Source organism: Halorubrum distributum JCM 13561, from assembly GCF_000337395.1.
Classification (GTDB): Archaea; Halobacteriota; Halobacteria; order Halobacteriales; family Haloferacaceae; genus Halorubrum; species Halorubrum distributum.
Map to the genome: position 1 here is coordinate 26335 of NZ_AOJF01000018.1, position 22012 is coordinate 48346.

Annotated in this window: 20 protein-coding genes; 9 read left to right on the top strand and 11 right to left on the bottom strand. The window is 69.9% G+C overall.

Annotated features, from left to right (window positions below; translation table 11 throughout):
- The first annotated feature begins 59 nt into the window (after positions 1-59).
- Positions 60-734 carry an MBL fold metallo-hydrolase gene (locus tag C470_RS00615; protein WP_008364527.1) on the top strand — a complete coding sequence of 225 codons (675 nt, stop codon included), beginning with the start codon at positions 60-62 and terminating at the stop codon, positions 732-734.
- Positions 735-755: 21 nt separating this feature from the next.
- Here the strand turns inward: C470_RS00615 and C470_RS00620 are convergent, their stop codons facing one another.
- The 4 genes from C470_RS00620 to C470_RS00635 form a co-directional block, all read right to left on the bottom strand.
- Positions 756-1904, bottom strand: coding sequence for an acyl-CoA dehydrogenase family protein (locus C470_RS00620; protein WP_008364529.1), 1149 nt, complete (start codon positions 1902-1904; stop codon positions 756-758).
- A 61-nt stretch (positions 1905-1965) separates the two neighbouring features.
- Positions 1966-4101: an AMP-binding protein gene (locus C470_RS00625; RefSeq protein ID WP_008364530.1), complete on the bottom strand. Its 2136-nt coding sequence runs from the start codon at positions 4099-4101 to the stop codon at positions 1966-1968.
- 33 nt (positions 4102-4134) lie between these two features.
- Positions 4135-4569 (bottom strand): universal stress protein, encoded by a 435-nt coding sequence (locus C470_RS00630; RefSeq protein ID WP_007344639.1) that lies wholly within the window; start codon positions 4567-4569, stop codon positions 4135-4137.
- A 96-nt stretch (positions 4570-4665) separates the two neighbouring features.
- Positions 4666-5619 (bottom strand): transcription initiation factor IIB, encoded by a 954-nt coding sequence (locus C470_RS00635; protein WP_004598548.1) that lies wholly within the window; start codon positions 5617-5619, stop codon positions 4666-4668.
- A gap of 386 nt (positions 5620-6005) precedes the next feature.
- On the opposite strand from C470_RS00635, the gene C470_RS00640 reads away from it, so the two are divergent.
- Positions 6006-6401, top strand: coding sequence for a hypothetical protein (locus C470_RS00640; RefSeq protein WP_004598549.1), 396 nt, complete (start codon positions 6006-6008; stop codon positions 6399-6401).
- Positions 6402-6404: 3 nt separating this feature from the next.
- Positions 6405-7028, top strand: a complete 624-nt coding sequence (locus C470_RS00645) for an METTL5 family protein (RefSeq protein ID WP_008364531.1) — start codon at positions 6405-6407, stop codon at positions 7026-7028.
- A 38-nt stretch (positions 7029-7066) separates the two neighbouring features.
- On the opposite strand, the gene C470_RS00650 is transcribed toward C470_RS00645, so the two are convergent.
- The 3 genes from C470_RS00650 to C470_RS00660 form a co-directional block, all read right to left on the bottom strand.
- The gene (locus C470_RS00650) at positions 7067-9010 is read right to left on the bottom strand and encodes a rhomboid family intramembrane serine protease (RefSeq protein WP_008364532.1); all 1944 of its coding nucleotides are present in this window, start codon (positions 9008-9010) and stop codon (positions 7067-7069) included.
- Between the two features lie 109 nt (positions 9011-9119).
- Positions 9120-9398, bottom strand: a complete 279-nt coding sequence (locus tag C470_RS00655; RefSeq protein WP_004598553.1) for a UPF0058 family protein — start codon at positions 9396-9398, stop codon at positions 9120-9122.
- 93 nt (positions 9399-9491) lie between these two features.
- Positions 9492-9707, bottom strand: a complete 216-nt coding sequence (locus C470_RS00660; RefSeq protein WP_004598554.1) for a ribbon-helix-helix domain-containing protein — start codon at positions 9705-9707, stop codon at positions 9492-9494.
- A gap of 241 nt (positions 9708-9948) precedes the next feature.
- Between C470_RS00660 and C470_RS00665 the strand changes: the two genes are divergently transcribed.
- Both C470_RS00665 and C470_RS00670 read left to right on the top strand, forming a co-directional pair.
- The gene (locus C470_RS00665) at positions 9949-10563 is read left to right on the top strand and encodes a sulfite oxidase-like oxidoreductase (protein ID WP_007344641.1); all 615 of its coding nucleotides are present in this window, start codon (positions 9949-9951) and stop codon (positions 10561-10563) included.
- 100 nt (positions 10564-10663) lie between these two features.
- Positions 10664-12043, top strand: a complete 1380-nt coding sequence (locus C470_RS00670; RefSeq protein WP_008364533.1) for an isochorismate synthase — start codon at positions 10664-10666, stop codon at positions 12041-12043.
- Between the two features lie 27 nt (positions 12044-12070).
- On the opposite strand, the gene C470_RS00675 is transcribed toward C470_RS00670, so the two are convergent.
- Positions 12071-12811 (bottom strand): proteasome assembly chaperone family protein, encoded by a 741-nt coding sequence (locus C470_RS00675; protein ID WP_008364534.1) that lies wholly within the window; start codon positions 12809-12811, stop codon positions 12071-12073.
- Between the two features lie 123 nt (positions 12812-12934).
- Between C470_RS00675 and C470_RS00680 the strand changes: the two genes are divergently transcribed.
- The 3 genes from C470_RS00680 (at position 12935) to C470_RS00690 (ending at position 15487) form a co-directional block, all read left to right on the top strand.
- Entirely contained in the window at positions 12935-13864 is a 930-nt protein-coding gene (locus C470_RS00680; RefSeq protein ID WP_008364535.1) for an RsmB/NOP family class I SAM-dependent RNA methyltransferase, read from the top strand.
- Positions 13861-14391: a DUF7122 family protein gene (locus C470_RS00685; RefSeq protein WP_004598560.1), complete on the top strand. Its 531-nt coding sequence runs from the start codon at positions 13861-13863 to the stop codon at positions 14389-14391. The genes C470_RS00680 and C470_RS00685 overlap by 4 nt, the downstream gene beginning before the upstream one ends.
- A 64-nt stretch (positions 14392-14455) precedes the next feature.
- Positions 14456-15487, top strand: a complete 1032-nt coding sequence (locus tag C470_RS00690) for a DHH family phosphoesterase (protein ID WP_008364537.1) — start codon at positions 14456-14458, stop codon at positions 15485-15487.
- Between the two features lie 152 nt (positions 15488-15639).
- Here C470_RS00690 and C470_RS00695 read toward each other — a convergent pair whose 3' ends face one another.
- Both C470_RS00695 and thiC read right to left on the bottom strand, forming a co-directional pair.
- Positions 15640-17157 carry a DUF790 family protein gene (locus C470_RS00695; protein ID WP_008364538.1) on the bottom strand — a complete coding sequence of 506 codons (1518 nt, stop codon included), beginning with the start codon at positions 17155-17157 and terminating at the stop codon, positions 15640-15642.
- 105 nt (positions 17158-17262) lie between these two features.
- On the bottom strand, positions 17263-18663 hold the full coding sequence (gene thiC, locus C470_RS00700; RefSeq protein ID WP_394295043.1) for a phosphomethylpyrimidine synthase ThiC: 1401 nt from the start codon (positions 18661-18663) through the stop codon (positions 17263-17265).
- A 162-nt stretch (positions 18664-18825) separates the two neighbouring features.
- Here thiC and C470_RS00705 point away from each other — a divergent pair, with 162 nt between their 5' ends.
- Complete coding sequence (locus C470_RS00705; RefSeq protein WP_008364540.1) at positions 18826-20556, top strand: tRNA uridine(34) 5-carboxymethylaminomethyl modification radical SAM/GNAT enzyme Elp3; 1731 nt, start codon at positions 18826-18828, stop codon at positions 20554-20556.
- A gap of 30 nt (positions 20557-20586) precedes the next feature.
- Here the strand turns inward: C470_RS00705 and C470_RS00710 are convergent, their stop codons facing one another.
- On the bottom strand, positions 20587-21918 hold the full coding sequence (locus C470_RS00710) for a S8 family peptidase (protein ID WP_049908494.1): 1332 nt from the start codon (positions 21916-21918) through the stop codon (positions 20587-20589).
- Positions 21919-22012 lie beyond the last annotated feature (94 nt).

Below are 22012 nucleotides of genomic sequence, written 5' to 3' on the forward strand. Positions count from 1 at the left end.
CGTTCCCCGCGGTTCCGCCACGACAGCGTTCATTCCGTTCCGGGCCGTACCCGACGGACATGGCGACGGAGATCGCGGACGGCGTCTGGCGGCTCGACTGTCGCGGAGTCAACGCGTACCTCGTCTCCGACGACGTGCCGACGCTCGTCGACGCCGGCACGCCGTGGGACGAGGCGGCGATCCGGAGCGGCCTCGACGAGGCCGGCGTCGAGGTTTCGGAGATCGGTCGCGTCCTCCTCACCCACTACGACCTCGACCACGTCGGGACGCTGGCGGCGCTCGCGCCCGACCTCGACGCACCGGTCCGCGCGTACGGCTTCGACGCGCAACTCATCCGCGGAGCGCGGTCGCCGCCCCTCCGGAACCACAAAGGACTGATCCAGCGGCTCGGCGGGCTCGTCACCGATCTCCCAGACCTCGACGTCGTCGGCGTCCGCGACGGCGAGGAGGTCGGCTCGTTCACCGCCTACCACACGCCCGGGCACACGCCGGGCCACGTCGCGTACGTCAGCGAGGAACTGGGGGTCGGACTGCTCGGCGACCTCGTCTCGGCGTCGGACGGCGACCTGAAGCCCTCCGGCTGGGTGATCAGCTACGACACGGACGCGGTCGCGACGAGCGTGCGCGGGCTCGCCGAACGCGCCCCGGCGTTCGAGGTCGCCTGCGCCGGGCACGGCGACCCGATCGCGACCGACGGGCGAGAGGCGCTGAAGCGGGCGGCCGCGACGCTGTGAACTCAGTTTAACAACGGCCGCTCAGCGCGACTGCCGGTAGATGAGGTTGCGCTGGATGTCGTTGGCGCCCTCGTAGATCACCGGAATGCGCACGTCGCGGTAGACGCGGGCGATCCGGCGGTCGGTGAGGATCGAGCGGCCCCCGTGGAGCTTCATGCCCTGCTCGGCGCAGTCGGTTGCTACCTCCGTCGACTTCGTCTTCGCCAGCGCGGCCCAGTAGCCGGCGTCCTCGTTGTTCGCGACCTTTTCGCAGGCGCGCCAGTTGAGCGCCCGCGCCGACTCGAACCCGATCCGCATGTCCGAGATGGTGTGCTGGACGGCCTGGAAGTCGTCGATGGTGCGGCCGAACGCCTCGCGCTCGTCGATGAACGCCTCCGCCTCCTCGATGGCCGCGGCCGCGAGCCCGAGCCCGTGGCCGCCGACGATGACGCGGCCGTGGTTGAAGAAGTCCGCGAGGACGTAGAAGCCGCCGCCCTCGCTGCCGACGACGTTCTCCTCCGGCACGAAGCAGTCCTCGAAGACGATGTGGCCCTGCTTGGACGCGCGCATCCCCATCTTCTCGGGGATGTGCTCGGCCTCGTAGCCGTCCGAGTCGGTCTCGACGATGAACAGGGTGTAGTTCGAGTAGCGGTCGTCGCTCTCGCCGGTCTTGGCGTAGACGGTGAGCCAGTCGGCCTCCACCGCGTTGCCGACCCAGTACTTCTCGCCGGTGAGCTCGTAGCCGCCCTCTACCTTCTCTGCCTTCGTCGTCATCCCCGCGAGGTCCGAGCCGGTCTGCGGCTCGGAGACCGCGAGCCCCGAGATCTGGTCGTTCTCCGCGACCGGGCGGAGGTACTCCTCTTTCTGTTCCTCCGTGCCGTAATCCTCGACCATCTCCGCCCCGAAGCTGGCGAGCTGGAGCGTGAGCGCGATGCCGGCGTCGGCGCGGTAGAACTCCTCCGCGATGGCCAGCACCTGCGCGAGGTCGAACCCCTTCCCGCCGTACTCCTCGCCGATGTCCTGTGCGACGAGGCCGGCGTCCATCCCCGCCTCGAGGACCTCCCACGGGTACTCACCCGACTCGTAGTACTCCTCGGCGTTCGGGGCGATGTACTCGTCGGCGAACTCGCGGGCCTCCTGTTTGACGTCTCGCGCGCGCTCCGGCACGATGCTGTCGTCGAGCAGCTCCATACGACCCGTGAGGACTCCGCGGGCAAAACGTTCGTGGAACAACGGAGAACTTCGGGGGAGTTTACTCCTCGTCGCCCGCGCTCGCGTCGTCTCCGTCGCCGTCCCGTTCTCCCGCCTCGACAGCGGCCGTGTCACCGGACTCCGCGGCGTCGGCAGCGTCGTCGCTCGGCTCGGTCGCGATCTCCTCCGCGTCGGCGATGTCGACCTCGTCAGGGTCGTCGCTCGGCTCGTCCGCGGCCGCGCCGTCGCCGCTCGGCTCGTCGGAACCGGGTTCCGAGGCGTTCGCCTCGCTCGGCGAGTCCTCCTCCGACTCCGCCGGCGGTTCGGTCGATTCGGGCGGCTCGGCGGGGTCGGCGGGTTTGAATCCCGCGGTTTCGAGGTCTGCGTCGACGTTCCGTCGAGGGTCCGCGCCGCGCTCTCGGAGGAGCGCGCGCGTCGCCTCCCTGTCGACCGTCCCCGAGACGGTCCGCGGCAGCTCGTCGACGTAGGCGATCGTCTTCGGGATCTTGAACCGCGCGAGTCGCTCCCGGGCGAAGGCGACGAACGCCGTCTCGTCGATCGGCGCGGGGCCGATGCCGCCGGCTTCGACCGTCGGCGTCGCGGTTCCCGCGCTCTGCTCCGCGGGCTCGTCGTCGACGAGCTCGTCGCCCGGGGCGTCCTGTTCCGCTGCGCTCTGTTCCGAGGCGCCCTGTTCCGAGGCGTCCTGTTCCACGGCGCCCTGTTCCGCCGCGCCCTGTTCCGAGGCGTCGCCCTCGACGGAGGCCGTCGCCGGCGACGGGAACCGGTCGCCGACGGCCACGAGCGCCGCGACGCGCTCGCCCCACACCTCGTCGTCGAGCCCGACCACCGCCACGTCGTCGACCTCGTCGTACTCCCGGAGGACGTCCGCGACCTCACCGGGTTCGACGTTCTCGCCGCCGCTGATGATCCGGTCGTCGACGCGGTTGAGCACGTGGAGGTAGCCGTCCTCGTCGAACCGTCCGACGTCGCCCGTGTGAAGTCCGTACGGGCCGAAATCGGATCGGTCGACGTCTGCGAGGTCGATCCCGTTCAGACCGATCGCCTCGCCCGGGGACGCGTCGCCCTCGCCGACCGCGTCGGGGGGGTCTCCCTCGTCTTCGACGAGGTACCCCGGCGTGATCGTCGGTCCGCTGACGACGATCTCGCCGGTCTCGCCCGTCTCGACCGGGTCGCCGTCGTCGACGACCGTCACGTCGGTGCCGAAGAGAGGTCGGCCCACCGTCCCGATCCGGTCTCTGGTCTGTCGCGGCGTCGCGGTCGTGATCTGCGAGGCGGCCTCCGTCATCCCGTACGTCGGGTAGACGGGGACCGAGTAGTCGCGACACCGCTCCAACAGCTCCGCCGGCGCGGGGGCGCCGCCGAGGAGGACCACGCGGAGCGAGTCCGACAGCGTCCCCCGTCGGTCGAGCATCCGCTTGAGCATCGTCGGGACGAGCGAGACGCCGGTCACGTCGTACGCGTCGATGTCGTCGGCGGTGCCGCCCGCGTCGAACCCCTCGCGCAACACGAGCGTGGTCCCGTACAGCACCGACCGGTACACCGGTGCGAGCCCGCCCATGTGGTGGAGCGACAGCGACACCAGCCACCGGTCGTCGGCCTCGACGCCGAGGCGGAACGCGGAAGCGACTGCCGAGCTGTACACGTTGCCCGCGGTCAGCGGCACGGGCTTGGGCTCGCCGGTGGTCCCCGAGGTGAACAGCACGCAGAGCGGGTCCTCGAACGACCACTCGGGCGGATCGAGCGACGCCGGGTCGACGTCGTGGATCCCCGTTACTTCGGCGCTCGTCGGGTCGTCGACGGAGTAGACGGGGACGCCCTCGATCTCCGCCGCCGCGTCGGTCGCCGTCGGCTCGGTCGGCTCCGCGCAGACGACGGCGTCGAGGTCGGTCCGGTCGATTCGCGCGGCGATCTCGCGCGCGGTCAGCTCCTGGCCGAGCGGGACGAACGTCGCCCCGATGCGCATCGTCGCGTGGACGAGGCCGACGGTACCCACGTACGGGGGCGTGAGCACGCCGATGCGGTCGCCCTCGCCCAGCCCGTGGGCGACGAGCCGGCCGGCCGTCTCGGCGACGAGGCGGTCGAGGTCGGTGTAGCTCCACGCCTCGCCGTCCTCGGCGCGGACGAGGGCGGTGTCGTCGGGCGACGAGACCACGCGGTGAGAGAGCCAGTCGCGCATCGGTCTCACCCGCGTTCGCCGAGTACGCTGCGGCTACTCATCTGTCGGCTGTCGCACGGTCAACACCGGAACGTCAGAGGTTCGGACGACGCGCTCCGTGACGCTCCCGAGCAGGTAACGGTCGAGGCCCTTCCGTCCGTGCGTCCCCATCACCACGACGTCGATGCCGTGTTCGTCGACGTAGTCGTGGATCGACCGGTAGGCCGTTCCCGACGTCACGCTGGTGACGCACTCGACCCCGGCGTCCGCGGCGGCGTCCGCGACACGGCCGGTCGCCTCCTCGCCCTCAGATTCGAGCGCCTCGACGACGATCTCCGCGCCCGCCTCGAGGCTGGAGTACGCCGCGCCGTCGACGACGTACAGCGCGTGGAGGCGCGCGCCGTACTGGTCCGCGAGGTCGATCGCGTGCTCGATCGCGGCGTCCGACGCCGGACCGCCGTCGGTCGGAACGAGGATCTCTGAGTACATCTCACTCCACTGTACAGCGGGTATCGATTAAAAACCCGATCAACTGTCTCGAAGCCGGGTACGGAGCGGACACCGCGATTTCGAACGGGACCCCCCCTAGCGGAACCCCATCGCTTCGATCTGCTCTTGGTACCGGTTGCGGATGGTGACTTCGGTGACCTGCGCGACGTCGGCGACCTCGCGCTGTGTCTTCTTCTCGTTACAGAGCAGCGAGGCCGCGTAGATGGCGGCCGCAGCGAAGCCGGTGGGCGACTTTCCGGAGAGCAACCCCTGCTCGGCGGAGACGTCGATGATCTCGGTCGCCTTCGACTGGACCTCCTCGGAGAGCTGGAGCGAGGACGCGAACCGCGGGACGAACTGCTTGGGGTCGACCGGCTTCAGCTCCAGCCCGAGCTCTTGGGAGATGTACCGATAGGTCCGGCCGATCTCCTTCTGCGGGACCCGCGAGACGTCGGCGACCTCGTCGAGGCTGCGGGGGATCCCCTCCTGTCGGCAGGCGGCGTACAGCGCGGCCGTGGAGACGCCCTCGATGGAGCGCCCTCGGATGAGGTCCTCGTTGAGCGCGCGTCGGTAGATGACGGACGCCACCTCGCGTACCGAGCGCGGCACACCGAGCGCGCTCGCCATCCGGTCGATCTCAGAGAGCGCGAACTGGAGGTTGCGCTCGCCCGCGTCCTTGGTCCGGATCCGCTCCTGCCACTTGCGCAGGCGGTGCATCTGTGAGCGCTTCTCCGAGGAAAGCGACCGCCCGTAGGCGTCCTTGTCCTTCCAGTCGATCGTCGTCGTCAGCCCCTTGTCGTGCATCGTCTCCGTGATCGGGGCGCCGACGCGCGACTTCGACTGCCGCTCGTTGTGGTTGAACGCGCGCCACTCCGGGCCGCGGTCGATGTTCCGTTCGTCCAGCACGAGCCCGCAGTCCTCGCAGACGAGCTCTTGGTCGGCGTCGGTGACGATGTTCTCCGAGTCACACTCCGGACAGGAGACCGTCGATTCGTCCGTTTCCTGCTCCGTGTCCCGCTCCTGTTGTCGCTGGCGACTCGGACGTTCCATTAAAAGGTTTGTGGTCAGTCGCGCATTTAAACCTTGTCCACCCCCATCAACGATCCTGATGGTCGGCCGCCGTACGGATACCGTTTTAACCGCCATCTGAGCCCATTTGGCGACGGATCTGGAAATTGGGCGTCGGTTCGGCAACGGCCGCGGCCCGTCCCGTCGCTCGGCCGCGACGTACGAAACGTGACCGCGGGTTGAGGTCGGAATCGTCGCCTGCTTTCGGACAGCGGGTCCCGAGTCCCCAAATCGCGTGCGTTCCACGGCCGACGGAGCTCAAACGCCGATACCGGCGTACCCACTACCGGGAGGTGTCGAGCGCCGCTCGCATTATTACTTTCAGACATCTATAAAGGCTTTTGTATAACTATTGCCAATGGGTTCGTATGAGCACCACTTCGTCTCCCGGCATCGAACGCACGCTGCGCGGCTGTCGTCCCGCGGACGTCGACCCCGTCGTCATCGACGCGGCGGACCTCGACAGCACCGCGCCCGAACACCTCCGCGACCTCAAGCGGGGGCTCGCGGCCCGCGGCTACCAGCCCGCCGCGGTCGCGACCGAGGCGGAGTTCGACGCCGAGAGCACGCTCGAACGCCAGCGCGAGGCCGACCGCCTCCGCGGGCTCGTCCGCGCGGCCTCGTTCCTCGGCGCCGGCCGGATCGAGGTCAGCGTCGACGGCGACGCGTGCGAGGAGGCGAAAACCGCGCTCGCGGCGCTCGCCGAGCGGGCCGACCGCGAGGGCGTCGAGTTGGTTCGCGTCGACGGCGGCGGCGCCGCCTGACCGATGGCGACGAAACGGTCGCTCGCGACCAAGCTCGGGGTCGTCGCCGGGTTCGAGCGCCCTAACGCCGCCCTCGAACAGTACCCGACGCCCCCGGAGCTGGCGGCCCACGTCGTCCACCTCGCGGACCTCCACGGCGACGTCGACGGCCGGACCGTGATCGATCTGGGCGCCGGCACCGGAATGCTCGCGCTGGCCGCCGCGCTGCGCGGTCCCGCCCGCGTCGTCGGCCTGGAACTCGACGGCGGCGCGCTCGCGACTGCCCGGGACAACGAGCGCCGCGTCGCCGCCAGCGCGCCGGTCCACTGGGTCCGCGGCGACGCCACCCGCCCGCCGCTCAACGTTTCGGAGCCCGCGACCGTCGTGATGAACCCCCCGTTCGGGGCGCAGGACGGCAACCGCAACGCCGACCGCGAGTTCCTCGCGGCCGCGAGGGACCTCGCGGACGTCTCCTACTCGGTCCACAACGCCGGGAGCCGGGAGTTCATCGAGGCGTTCGCCGCCGACGAGGGCGGCGAGGTGACCCACGCCTTCGCGGCCGAGTTCCGGATCGACGCGCAGTTCGACCACCACACCGACGAGGCGCGAGAGATCGACACCGAAGTGTACCGGATCGAGTGGTCGTAGGGCGCTCCGAGCTCTTCCTGCGGAGCCGTCGCCACCGGTTACTGCCGCCCCTCGTAGCGCTCCCGCTGCGCGATCCGCACGCGCGTCTCGCCGCGCTCGGCGAACAGGACGTCGCTCTCTCTGACGAGCTCGACCCCGCGTAACGTCACCGACTCGTTGGCCGCCGGGAGCGGCGCGCTCGCGTTCCCGTCCGGGCCGTCGACCCGCAGCTCGAACCCGCCCTGCGTCGCCGCGACGGTGACGTTTCGGCCGTCGATCCGGGGCTCGGCCCGCGCCGGATCGCTCACGAACAGCGTCCGCCTGGTCTCGTTCCGGACCGCGTCGACCCGGTAGGTCGGGCCGCCGTTCGCGGCGACCCACCCGACGCGCTGGACCCAGACGGTCTCGCGCCAGCCCGCCCCGCCCACGTCGACCGCGCGGTACCCCCAGAACGCGAGGTTCCCCTTCGAGACCGCGGTCGTCCATATCTCGCGGTCAGGGTCGCTGACGATCACCCCCGAGGTGTTGACCGACGTCGAGCGCCCGAACGCCTCCACGTCGACGACGCCAACGAGCTGATCCTCCACGTTCTCGGCGTACGTCACCTGGTACCCTTCCACCTCGATCGGGTCGCCCGGGAGGTCGGCGCCGTCGACCGCGACGAGGTTCGGGACGACGCCCGGGCCGGCGACGGCCGCCAGCGCCGCGACGAGCAGGAGGACCCCGAGCGCCGCCGGCGTCGCCGACCGGATCCCGTCCCGGAGCGTTTCGGGCTCCGGAACCGCCCGAGCCGGCCACAGGGGGTCGTCGCGCGAGACGGCCGCGACGGCGACGATCGCGGCAAGCAGGGCGAGCAGCCCGACGCCGACGGCGCGGTACAGCTCGTACCGCTCGTTGCCGAGGTACCAGTAGACAGCCCACAGCCGACGGGAGGCGCCGAACAGCAGCAGCGCGCCGAAGACGAGGAGCGCGGACCGCTCGGTCGCGTCAGGGCGGGAGCCGTTTCCGCTCGTGGTCGCGTCAGCGCGGGATCCCTCGCCGTCGTCCGCGGTCGCGACCGGATGGTACCGCCACCGCCCCGCGGTCGACTCCGAGTCCGCGTCACGGTCGACGCGGTTCGGTCGCCGGGCGCGACGGCGCAGGAGGAGGACGGCGACCAGCGCGCCGCCGATGAGCCCGAGCGCGTGCCCCTGGATCGCGACGTTCGCCCACCCCGGCACGCCGTAGGAGGGGGACGCTTCCGCGAACGCCACCGGGACCCGGACTGCGTCGTAGAGGACGCCGACGAGGGTCGTCCCGGCCATCGCGACGACCGCGGCGACTGGGCGGGAGACGAGCGCGAACCCCCAGTACCCGAAGACGACGACGGAGAAGCCGATCACCGGACCGAGCGCGAACAGCGCGGAGAGGAGCCCGAACGCGACCGCGGCGCCGGGAACGATCAGGAACGCTCGGACGTAGGGGCTCTCGGCCGGCGACTCGACGGCGGCGATCCGGCTCGGCACCTCCCGGACTCGTTCGGGGAGTCTACGGAGTCGGATCGGGAGTCCCCGAAGGAGACTCGGGAGCCGCCGGAGCCGGACGGCGGGCCGACCCCCGCGGTCGACCTCGCGCCCGTCGGGGAAGTGGCCGTACGCGTACTCCGCGAGCCCGCCGGCGACGAGCGCGGAGAGGAGGTTCCCGGTGAGGTGCCCGCGGCTCGCGTGCGCGAAGCTCGACCAGACGAGCCCCTCCGGGTAGAAGTACGACCACGACCGGAACGGGATCACCACCGGTCGGTTCGGGTCGTCGACGCCGGACTGGACGAACAGGTACACCCCGATCACGCCGGCGATCGTGAGGAGCGTCCCCCACGGGACGCCGAGGAGGAGCCGCGACCGGAGCGCCCGCGTCCAGTCGCCGCTCGGGCGCTCGACGAGGTACACCGCGGCGAGCGCGACGACGACGCCGACGCCTCCGGCTGCGAGATGGACGGCGTCCGACGTCAGCGCTTCCGCGACCATGTGGGGTTCGAGGGGGCCGCGCACACATCAATACGGGGGTCCAGCGCGTCGAGTCGAGATAGATATAGGAGGAAGAGCGTGCCTCGACGGGTGACCGGAGCCTCCGGCCTCAGATCTTGTTCTCCGCGTCGTCGGCCAGCTCCTCCATCCGCTTGCCGACGCGGCCGGCGGGCGAGAACTCGTCTTCGCTCATCGCGTTCGCCAATGCGTTGCCGAGGACGAACACGGCGTGTTTGTGCTCGCTCTTCGACTTGTGGACGTGGGACGGGTCGACCTCGAGCTCGTCGTAGGGGTCGAACAGCGAGCCGTCGACGGACTCCTGCGCGCGAAAGTGCTCCATGATAGTCACCATCTGTTCGTGGAGTTCGAGCAGCTCATCCTTGTGCATACCCACGGATACGTGTTGTATGCCCTATAAGGGTTGTTGAGGGCGGTACGCACGGATCCGTACCGCGTGCGGTTCGATGCGGGGGTCGTTCGCTCAGAAGACGTACTCGTCTTCGTGGCCCATCATCCCCTCGTCCTCGAACCCGTTGGAGTCGTCGTCGTCTCGGGGACCGCTCGTCTTGTACGCCTTGATGCCAGTCGACAGCAGCTCCTCGACCGCCTCCTCCCGGTTGAGGAACTCTCCCTCCTCGACCATCTGGGCGATCTGCATCTCCAGATGCTCCGGCACGGTTATCTTCACTCGTGGCATTTGCTGTCCGGGTCTTGTGGCATGGCGTATATAAAATTGGCGTCGGAGATCCGCGGATACAAAAACTCAAAACGACTACTCAAAAGTTCATTTTTGATCTTCTAAATACGCGTTAGAGATGTGCGAACCCGATCCCACTCCCTCCGGCGCCGGAGGCGTTCCCGCCGAGCGCGGCGCGCTCTGACGCCCGACCGTCACCGAGAGCGACATTCATACGTCGGTCCGGGCCGAACCGAACCGCATGACAGAGTCCGGCGTCGAGGCCACCGAGGACCTCACCGACCTCTACCGCGAGTACGGCGACGACCGACTCCCGCCGGGGCAGCGCGAGACCGACGGCTTCCCGGTCCTCTCGAAGAGCGGAACGCCCTCGTGGGACCCGGAAACGTTCGAACTCGAGGTGTGGGGCGCCGTCGAGGAGTCGCTGTCCCTCTCGCTCGACGAGTTCCGCGACCTCCCGGCGGTCACCCAGCGACAGGACTTCCACTGCGTGACGGGGTGGAGCAAGTTCGACTGCGAGTTCACCGGGGTCGCGTTTGCGGACCTGGCCGAGCTCGCGGGCGTCCGCGACGACGCCGAACACGTGATGTTCCACTCGCTGGACGGGTACACCACCGACCTCCCGCTCGACGAGTGTACGAAGCCGGGCGTCCAGCTCGCGTACGGCTTCGACGGCGACGACCTCCCGGCCGACCACGGCGGACCGGTCCGGGTCGTCACGCCGCATAAGTACGCGTACAAGGGCGCGAAGTGGGTCTCGGGCGTCGAGCTCCTCACCAAGCCCGAGCTGGGCTACTGGGAGAAGCGCGGGTACAGTGACACGGCGAACCCCTGGAACGAAGAGCGATACAGCTGATCGTTCGGCGCTGAAGTCCCTCCGCCCCGCCGCCGGATCTCCCCCGCCCGCTCCGCCCCGATAGTCAGGATAAAGGGTCCCCGGCCCCCACTCGATACGCATGGAACGGGTGCGCTCTCGGTCGTCGCCGCCGCTGGTCAGCCGGACTACGGCGGTCGACGAGCCGGCGTTCGCGGCGGCGTTCGACGTGCTGCCGTCGCCGCGCACGACGTGGAGCGCGCCAGACGACGCGCTGGTGCTCGGCGGCGGCGCGGCGGCGACGCTCACCGCCTCCGGCGGCGATCGGTTCGCGGCGATCCGGGAGGCAGCGGCCGAGCTGTTCGAGTCGGGCGACGTCCACGCGGGCACCGAGGCGGCCCGCCCCCGCGTCTTCGGGGGGTTCGCCTTCCACGAGGGCGCCTGCGACGGCGACCCGTGGGGGCCGTTTCCGGAGGCGCGGTTCGTGTTACCGCGGGTCCAGCTGACGATAGCGGACAACGGCGCGTGGCTCACCGTCAACGCGGTCGGCCCCGACGCCGACGTGTCCGCAGTCGAGGATCGCCTGGCGCGCGAGGTCGACCGGTTCGCCGCGCTCGACCGGAGGGACTCCGCGGACGCGGCCGACGCCGGTCGTCCGCCCCGTCCGGGCATCAGCGAGAGCCGCCGGACGACGAGCCGCGAGGCGTGGCGCGAGAGCGTCGGCGCCGCGGTCGACCGGATCCGCGACGGCGACCTCCGGAAGGTGGTGTTGGCGCAGGCGCTGGAGGCCGACCTCGCTGCCGACTTCCCGCGCGCGGCGACGCTCGAACGCCTCGCGGAGAAGTACCCGGACTGTCACCGCTACTGGTTCGAGCCGGACGGCGGCGAGAGCGCCTTCTTCGGCGCCACGCCGGAGCGGCTCGTCTCGCTCCGCGGCCGCACCGTCGAGACCGACGCGCTCGCCGGGACGACCGGCCGCGGCGAGACGCCGGCGGAGGACGAGTGGCTCGCGCAGGAGCTCCTCGACGACGAGAAGAACGTCCACGAGCACGAGCTCGTCGCGGAGACGGTCCGCGACCAGCTGGAGCCGTTCGCGGCGTCCATCTCGGCCGGCGAGCGCCGCGTCCGCCGGCTCGCGACGGTCCAACACCTCCACACCCCGATCACCGCCGAACTCGACGCGGACCGTCACGTGCTCGACCTCGTCGAGGCGCTCCACCCGACGCCCGCGGTGGGCGGGCTGCCGCCGGACCGAGCGCTGGCGACGATACGCGAGACGGAACCGTTCGACCGCGGCTGGTACGCCGCGCCGGTCGGCTGGATCGACGCCGCCGGGAACGGCGCGTTCGCGGTCGCGATCCGCTCGGCCGTGGCGAGCCGCCGGCGCGCCACGCTGTTCGCGGGCGTCGGTATCGTCTCCGACTCCGACCCCGACCGCGAGTGGGACGAGGTCCAGCTGAAGTACCGGCCGATCCTCGACGAGCTGGAGGGTGACGGCGCTGGCGACTCACCCGATCGGTAGCGCGGTCAGTCGACGGTTGCGCCGCGCTTACTGGAACATCTTCAGCGGCTCGGCCTGCGAGCTCTCCTCGGTCGCCTGCCGCATCTGCTCGGCGAGCTGCTGTTTCGCGTTCCGGATCTCGGTCGCCTGCTCGACGAGCCCGTCGATCGGCGTCTCGATCCCGGCGATGGGGTCGATGCCGTCGGCGATGAGCACCCGCGCCGCCTCGGGGTCGGGGAACTTCGGGTCCGACTCGACGACGAGCCCGACCGAGTCGCGGTCGTTTTCGAGCGCCGCCGCGAGCATCGCACCCGTGGGCCCCGAGACGAGCCCGGATTCGGACGGCTCGGACACGTCCGCGCGCCCGAGCGCCTCGCCGCCGCCGCCGGTCGCGATCCCGTACAGGCTCGGGGGGGCCTCGCCCTTCTCGCGGCCGAGCCCCGACAGGAAGACCGGGAACAGTTCGGCCTCGTCGAACCACGAGCCGAGGCACGCCGCGACCTCCGTCGCCGCGGTCGGGTTGACGGGCACGTCGCTGCGGAGCGCGACGAGGTCGTTCTCCGGATCGGCGTACAACCGCACCGGCGTCGTCGCGGCCGTCTCGGACTCGCGGTAGACGGCCACCGGCGGGAGCCCGTCGCAGTGGACGTTCGCGTAGTGGGTCATCTCGTGGACGTCGATCAGGTGGTCGGTCGCGATCTTGCCGACGAGGCCGACGCCCGGGAATCCCTCGATCAGGGTGGGTTCGTCCAGCGAGACGTCGTCGTCGAGGACGGAGATGCGTGCCATGCGCGCCCCTACGCTCGGGGCGGACCTAAAGGTGCGGCGGGGGCGGTTCCGGGTACAGGTGAGGCGCGCAGCGCCGGGCGCGTGTCCCGAAACCGTCTAACGGCCCGACGCGAAAGGACGGGCATGAATCCGCTCGACCGATACGAGCCGCTCGTCGACGACGTCGACGCGTTCCGGGCGGCGTGCGACCGGCCCCTCCCCTCGGTCGTGCGTACGAACGAGATCGCCGCGACGCCGGCCCGCGTCCGCGAGGCGTTCGACGAGGCGGGAGTGGCGTACGAACCGGTCGACTGGCACGACGGCCTCTTCCGGCTTCCCGACGGGAACCCCGGCGGCAACTGGCCGTACGTCCACGGCTGGACGCACGGGCAGGAGGAGGTGTCCGTGCTGCCGACGCTCGCGCTCGACCCCCGACCCGGCGAGCGCGTCTGGGACGCCTGTGCGGCGCCCGGCAGCAAGACCACCCAGATCGCGGACGCGATGGACGACGAGGGGACCGTCGTCGCCAACGATAACAACCTCGGGCGCCTCTCCGCGCTCCGGCACAACGCCGAGCGCCTCGGGATCACGAACGCGATCGTCACGAACCAGGACGCCCGCAACTTCTCGACGAAGCCGCTGGCGTTCGACGAGTTCGACCGCGCGCTGGTCGACGCGCCCTGCTCCTGTGAGGGCACCTGCCGGAAGAACCCTGACGTCCTCGACCAGTGGACGCTCGACCACGTCCACGCGGTCGCCGGGATCCAGAAGGGCGTTCTGGCGCGAGCGGTTCAGGCGACCCGCCCCGGCGGGGTCGTCGTCTACTCCACGTGTACGTTCGCGCCGGAGGAGAACGAGGCCGTCCTCGACCACGTCCTCGACGAGGAGGACTGCGAGCTCGTCGAGTTCGACCTGCCGCTCGACACCGACCCCGGCGTCACCCAGTGGGACGGCGAGGCGTACGACGAGTCCGTGACGCGCGCGAAGCGCGTCTACCCGCACCGAAACGACACGGGCGGGTTCTTCTGCGCGAAGCTGCGCGTGGGCGGGGAGGAAACGGAGGTGGGAGCGTGACCGACAGCGCCCCCACCAACGACGGCCAGCAGTTCGACCGCCTTCCCGAGACTCCCGCCGACCGCGAGGTCGAGGGCCGCGCGAGCCGAGCGGAGGTCCTCGACTGGTGGGCCGAGCGGTTCGGGATCGGCGGTGGAGTGTTCGAGGAGTACAGCTTCTGGGAGAAGGGCGCGGGGAAGATCTGGATCTTCAACGGCGAGGCGACCGACCCCAGCGAGGTGGAGGCGGTCGGGATGACGTTCCTCCGCACGCGACAGGAGCACTGGAAGCCGACCGGGCGCGCGGTCTCGCGGTTCGGGTCGCGGGCGACGAAGAACGTGATCGAACTGGACCCCGAGCAGGCGTCTCGGTTCGCTGCCGGGGACGATCAGGACATCCCGGAGTGGGACGGCGACTGGGGGTACCTGATCGCGACCCACGAGGTCGCCGGTGAGAGCGTGCCGATCGGCGTGGGGCTGTATTTATACGACGAACTGCGGTCGGTGGTTCCCAAGGGGAGCCGCGCGGACCTGCCGGTCGTCGAGTGAGACGCGGTTCGCGCGTTCGATCCGGAGTACAGTACTAACCGTGTCGCGGTCGTACGTGGGAGGTATGGGCCGCCCACAGGAACTCCGATCGATGCTCCGCGAGAGCAGCGAGATCAACATCGTCTGTCACAACAACCCCGATCCGGACTGTCTCGCGAGCGCGCTCGCCTTGGGGCGGATCGCGGCCACCGCCGGCATCGACGAGCGCCACATCTTTTACAGCGGTGACATCTCTCACCAACAGAACCGGGCCTTCGTCAACCTCCTCGACGTGGATCTCAAACCGTTCGACACCGCCGAAGTCGAAGACCGGCCGCCCGACTCGCTGCTCGCCTTCGTCGATCACTCGATCCCCGGCAGGAACAACACGGTCCCTCCCGACACGCCGGTGGACATCGTAATCGACCACCACCCCACCGGGGACATCGACGCCCGGTTCGTCGATCACCGCGAGGAACTCGGCGCGGCGGCGACGATCCTGACCGAGTACGTCCGCGCCCTGGAGGTCGACCTCGATAGCGACCTCGCGACGGCACTCCTGTTCGCCATCCGTTCGGACACCCTCGACTTCCTCCGAGGGGCGACCAACGTCGAATACGAAGCGGCGGGGTACCTCCACGACCACGGGGATCCGGAACTGCTCCGAAAGCTCTCGAGCCCGTCGGTCAGCGGCGGAACGATCGACGCGATATCGACCGCGATAGACAACCGACGGACGAACGGCGCAGTGCTCATCTCCCACGTCGGCCGGACCACCGAGCGAGACTCGCTCCCACAGGCCGTCGATTATCTCGTCCGGTTAGAGGGCGTCAGGACGGCCATCGTCTTCGGCCTCGTCAAGGAGTCCATTCAGATCAGCGCCCGATCGCCGGACCCTCGCGTCCACGTCGGCGACGTGTTGAACAACGCGTTCGGCGACGTCGGCAGCGGCGGGGGGCATCACGACGTGGCGGGCGGTGAAATCCCGCTCGGTCTCTTCGCCGACTACGTCACCGACGACGGACAGCTACTCGACATCATCGAGCAGGTCATCACCGCCCGCCTCGTCGCGGAGCTCAACCTCTCCGCCGAGGCGGACGGGTCCGAACTCACGTGAGACGGGCGTGATTCCGCCCGGGAGAGTCGAACTCGCCGGCACGCCCGCAACCCGTCGCGGCGCGGCCTCTCGCGATAGCCGCCGCAATTTCCCCTGAACACGCTCCAACGCCGGCTCCGATCTCGCCCCGCATCGTCTCTGCCCGCGCACGGCTACGGGTCCTTTTCTCGGACCGTCCCGCCGCCGAGCCCCTCCCACTCGACGCGGTAGCCGAGCCGCGAGAGCGCGGCGCTCGCGTCGTCGACGCCGCGGTCGTCGAGGACCGCTTCGGCCTCCGAGAGCGCCATCCCGGGCTCGATTCCCGCGTCGACCGCTTCCAACACTGCTGGCCGCACGAGTGTCCGCCCGATGCGCTCGTGGTCGGGAAACGCCTTCCCCTCGAGCGCCTCGACGCTGACGCCGTACTCGTCGGCGAGGTCGTCCAGCGCGATCACGTCGGCGTCGGGCGAGAGCGAGCCCGGGAGGTCGGCGGCCGCGTCGGCGACGAACTCGGCCTCGTACTCGCGGAGGACGTCCACGACGTCCTTCACGCGTACCGTCCCGGAGTAGGTGACGACGCGGTGGTCGCGGGCGGCGATCTCCTCGCCCACCCCGAGGCTCTCGTCGACGGCGACGAGCAGGTCCACGTCCTCCACGTCCGCGAGTTGGCCGAGCTTCTTGTCGACGTACTCGGGCGTCCAGAACCCCATCACCTCGAAGAACAGCCGGAAGTCGGCGTGGGCGTAGTCGAACGCGAAGTCCGGGATCATGACGCTCGCGCCGGTTTCGAGGGGTTCCGGCTCGCGGACGAGGGTCCAGTCGAGGTCGAGCCCGCGGAACCGGCCGGCGAAGTCCGCTTCGACCCCGCTGTCGAAGTCGGGCTCCGCGACCGGCTCCACGTCGGGCACGGTCACGTCGCCGTCCGAGAGGCGCATCGTGCGCTCGCGGCCGCGGTCGTCGATCGTCGCCTCCAGCGACCACTCCGCGGACTCCGCGACGCTGCGGAGCAGCCGCGCGAAGGCGGTCCCGTAGCGCCGGGTGCGCGAGAACAGCCGGTCCGGCCCCGTAACGACGAGTTCGCGGCCCTCCGGCGTCTGCTCGACCTCGTACATCAGTCGCAGGCGCTTCACGGCGGAGACGAGCCGCTTCGGGTCGTTCGACCGCACTCTGACCTCGGTGGCGTCGAACAGCGCGGTCTGGGCCAGAGAGAGGTCGTACTGCTCCAAGAGCGCGTCGGGATCCCAGCGCACGTCGGCGCCGGAGAGGACCTGCTCGACGTCGCGGTCGGCGTACAGCGACCGCTCCACGTCGGCCGGTTCTATCCCGAGCGCGGCCGCGGCGCGCTCGATCGCCGCCTCCCGCTCCGCCTCGCTCGCGACGCCGACCGCCTCCGCGGCCTCGAACGCGGTCCGCCGGACGCGACGGGGCGGAACCGGCGCGCGCGTCTCGAACTCGCACTCGCGCTCGACGAGCGCCGCCAGCCCGCGGACGAGCTTGAAGTCGCCGTTCCGCGCGGCCGCGTCGGCCTCCAGGTCCGCCAGCGCGTCGTCGAGGTCGCCGCGGCGCTCGCCGACGTGCGACTCGAACGTCCCGAGGACCCGCGCCGCGAGCGGGCGGTGTTCGCGCCCCGTGAACTGCGGCCGGTAGCCGCCGCCCGCCCGGGAGACGCGCAGGAGGTCCTTCCGTAACACGGCCGCGACTACGCGGGTGCCGGACTAAAACCGGCCGGGTTCGCCTCTCCCGGGCCGACGCGCGCTTCCGGCCGCGGCTCCCCCGCACCCGCCCCTCCGCCCGACTCAGTCGTCGTCCGTGGTCTCCGGGGTGAACGTCACTCCCTCGACCTCGATCCGCTCCGGCACGCGGCTCGTGTCGTGGGCCCCGACCGGCGGGAGGTTCACGCTCGCGGCCGGCGATGCGTCGAGGTCCGTCCCCTCCGATCCCGCTATCGACGCCATCTCGCCGTCCGCGTCTCGGGCGTCCTGATCGATCCGCATCGAGCAGAACTCCGCGCCGCACATCGAGCAGAAGCGGGCCTCCTTGTAGTTGTCTCCGGGAAGGGTCTGGTCGTGGTACGACCGCGCGCGCTCGGGGTCGAGCGCGAGGTCGAACTGGCGCCGCCAGTCGAACTCGTACCGCGCCTCGGAGAGCGCGTCGTCCCAGTCGCGCGCGCCGGGGAGGTCGTTCGCCACGTCGGCCGCGTGCGCCGCGATCCGATACGCGGCGAGACCGTCCCGCACGTCCTCGGGCTCCGGCAGTCCGAGGTGCTCCTTCGGCGTCACATAGCACAGCATGGCCGCGCCGGCCCGCGCGGCCTCGGTCGCGCCGATCGCGCTCGTGATGTGGTCGTACCCCGGCGCCACGTCCGTCACCAGCGGGCCGAGGACGTAGAACGGCGCCCCGTCGCACACCGCCTGCTGCCGCTCGACGTTCTCCGCGATATCGTCCATCGGGACGTGGCCGGGGCCCTCCACCATTACTTGGACGCCGTGGTCCCACGCGGTCCGCGTGAGGTCTCCGAGGGTGTCGAGCTCGGCGAACTGCGCCTCGTCGCTCGCGTCGGCCACACAGCCCGGACGGAGGCCGTCCCCGAGCGAGACCGTCACGTCGTGTTCGGCGAATATCTCACAGATCGCCTCGAAATTCGCGTACAGCGGGTTCTGCGACCCGTTCTCCTCCATCCACTGCGCGAGGATCGACCCCCCTCGCGAGACGATCCCCGTCTTCCGGCCGTCGGTCAGCGGGAGGTGTTCCATCAGTATCCCCGCGTGGACCGTCATGTAGTCGACGCCCTGCCGCGCCTGTTTCTCGATGACGTCGAGCAGGAGCTCGCGGGTGATCGCCTCGGCGGACTCGGCCCGCTTGACCGCCTCGTAGATCGGGACCGTCCCGACCGGCACCGGCGAGTGCGCCACGTTGGCCTCGCGGGTCGCGTCCAGCTCGTCGCCCGTCGAGAGGTCCATCACCGTGTCGCCGCCGTAGTGGACCGCCGCGTGGAGCTTTTCGAGCTCCTCCTCCCGGCCGCTCGTCGTCTCGCTGTTCCCGATGTTCGCGTTGACCTTCGTGGCGAACGCCCGGCCGATGACCATCGGGTCGAGCGCGTCGTGCGCGTGGTTGTTCGGAATCACCGCACGCCCCTCGGCGACCGCCTCGCGGACGAACTCCGGATCACGGTTCTCGCGCGCCGCCACGCGTTCCATCGCGGAGGTGACCTCGCCGCGTCGCGCCCGCTCCATCTGTGTCGCTGGCATAATTACCCGCTAATACCACTAACTAATATACTCTGTGGTAAACGGCTCGGCGCACCGAGTCGGCGCCCGGGTGCGACACGCTTAACCCCGAAACCCGCGGATCGAAGGGTAATGAGTACCGACGCGGCGGGCGACGCCGAGTCCGAGGACGCCGCTTCCGGGGACCCCACCGACTCCGAGGCGTTCGTCCGCACCTGCGAGCACCTCGTCGACCGCATCCTCGCGGGCGAAATCGAGCGCGACGACCTCGAACGCGCAAAGCTCGACGCCTGCTCGGAGTTCGGCTCCCCGAAGGTGCCGAAGAACACCGAGATCCTCGACCACGCGCCCGCCGAGGCCCGTGACGACGTGATCGAGGTGGTCCAGCGCAAGCCCGTCCGGACCGCCTCGGGCGTCTCCCCGGTCGCGATCATGACCTCGCCGGAGCTGTGCCCCCACGGGAAGTGCCTCTACTGCCCGGGCGGCCCGGCCTCGGAGTTCTCCTCGGCGCAGTCGTACACGGGCCACGAGCCCGCGGCCGCCCGCGGCGAGCAGAACGACTACGACCCGTACGGGCAGGTCACGCTCCGGCTCGAACAGCTCCGGAAGATCGGCCACCCGGTCGACAAGGTGGAGCTGATCCTGATGGGCGGGACGATGACCGCGCGCTCGCACGACTACCAGGAGTGGTTCGTGAAGCGCGCACTTCAGGCGATGAACGACTACGACCTCGAGAAGGAGCCCGAGCCCGCCGAGGGCGAGTCGTTCGCGCCCGCCCCCGAGGAGACCGAGTTCGAGTACCTCGAGGACGTGATCGCGGAAAACGAGACGAACGCGATCCGCAACATCGGCACGACGTTCGAGACGAAGCCGGACTGGTGCGACCCCGAGCAGATCGACCGGATGCTCGACCTCGGCGGCACGAAGGTCGAGGTCGGCGTCCAGACCACCTACGAACGCATCAACCGCGAGATGCACCGCGGCCACGGCAACGAGGCCTCCCGGAACGCGAACCGCCGCCTGCGCGACGCCGCGTTCAAGGTCGGCTTCCACATGATGCCCGGCCAGCCGGGGATGACGCGGGAGATGTGCCTGGAGGACTTCCGCCAGCTGTTCGACAGTCCCGACTGGCGCCCGGACTACCTGAAGATCTACCCCACCCTCGTCGTCGAGGGGACTCGCGTGTACGACCGCTGGCGGCGCGAGGACTTCGACCCGCTCACGAGCGAGGAAGCGGCCGACCTCGTCGCCGACGTGATGGACCTGATCCCGAAGTACACGCGGCTCCAGCGCGTCCAGCGCGACATCCCGGCGGACTTCATCGACGCCGGCGTCCAGAAGTCGAACCTCCGCCAGCTCGCGGCGCAGCGCGCCGAGGAGAAGGGGATCGTCCAACAGGACATCCGCGCCCGCGAGGTCGGCCACAACGACGCCGACCCGGACCCCGACGACGTCGAGCTCGACGTGCTCACCTACGAGGCCGGCGGCGGCACGGAACACTTCATCTCCTTCGAGGACCCCGTCCGCGACCTGCTCGTCGGCTTCTGTCGCCTGCGGTTCCCGTCGTTCGCCCCCGACCAGCCCGGCGCGCCCGGCACCGAGGGCGACCCGATCCGGCCGGAGCTCGAAGACGCCGCGCTGGTCCGCGAGCTCCACGTGTACGGCACCGAGGTCGGCATCGGCGGCGACGGCGACTGGCAGCATCAGGGGTACGGGACGAAGCTCCTCGAACGCGCCGAGGAGCTCTCTCGCGAGGCCGGCTACGAGAAGATCGCGGTCATCTCCGGGATCGGCGCCCGCGAGTACTACCGGAACAAGCTCGGCTACCGGCAGGACGGGCCGTACGTCTCGAAGCGGCTGTAGTTCGGAAAACCGGAGTTCGGTGGCTGACGCTCAGAGCGCGTCGACTACGTTCAGGTAGCCGGCGCCGTAGTACTCTTTCCCGTAGTCGTCGGGCACTTCGGCGGCCCTCTTCAGCGCGGCCTCGACCTGGTTCGCGTTGTAATCCGGATTCGCCGACTTGACGAGGGCAGCCGCGCCCGCGACGTTCGGCGCCGCCATCGAGGTCCCGGCCTTCCAGCCGTATCCCGGGACCTGCTCTGATTCGCCGTCCTCGTCTGTTTCTACCGAGAACACCGTGTTGAACACGAGGTCGTACGCGTACGCCGGGACGCCACCGACCGGATCGGAAAGGGACGCGTCGAAGTCGCCGCCCGGCGCGGCCAGCGTGACCGCGTTGGTCCCGTAGTTCGTGTAGACCGCCGGGCTCTCCGCGGGGCTGTTCACGTCCCCGAGGTCGAACGAGAGGCCGTAGCCGATCGGACCGGTCGAAGCCACGGAGACCGCCTGCGCGCCCTCGTTCGGCAGGCTGATGAAGTTCTTGTCGTGCTGAAGGTCGGCGCTGTCGTTGCCCGCGGCGATGACGAGCAGCGTCCCCTCCTTGTTCGCGTACGTCATCGCGCTGTTGAGGACCTTCCCGTAGAACTGGCCCTGCGCCTGTCGCGGCACCGGATACGCCCCCAGCGAGAGATTCGCAACGTCAGCGTCGATGTTCGCGCTGTAGACGACCGCCGCGAGGATGTCAGCGAACGACGCGCCGTCCCCGGAGAACACGCGACAGTCGACGAGGTCGGTCTTCGGGGCGGTCCCGTTGACGCCGAGTCCGCCGCCGTTGTCCGCGGCGACGATCCCGGCGACGTGCGTCCCGTGGTCGTCGCCGCCGACGGGATTGTGGTCGCCACCGTCGTCGGTGAAGTTCCGGGAGAGGCCGAGGTTCAGCGGCCCCGATAGGTCCGGATGCGTTTCGAGTACCCCGGAGTCGATCACGGCGACCCGTGTCCCTTCGCCTTCGGCCGTCTCGTGAGCTTCCGGAATGTCGAGGTCGGCCTTGTCCCACTGATAGATGTCGCCCGGCTGTCCCTCGTACTCGTCGGCGTCCAGCGTCGGCGCCTCGCTGTTCACGTCCGGCGAGTCGAGTTCGATCTGGACGTCCGCCTCGTAGCTCTTGACCGACCGCTTTACCGCCGACTCGTCGCCCCGGACGACCGCGTAGTCGATCCCGGGCATCTCGTGGACGACCGTCAGGTCGCTCAGGTCAGCCTTTCCCCCCGTCGAGACGATGAACCGATCGGTCCGCTCCGCGGCCGTGACAGTCGTTCCGGCCGCGATCCCGCCGATCAGCGACCCGCTCACTTTGAGAAAGTCACGCTTGGTAACGTTAGGCATGCGACTATTCCTTGTGCTAAGTTAATATATAATTTTCTCACAGATCTTATGTAGGATAATATTTATTCCGACGCAAACCCGCGCTGGTGTCCAC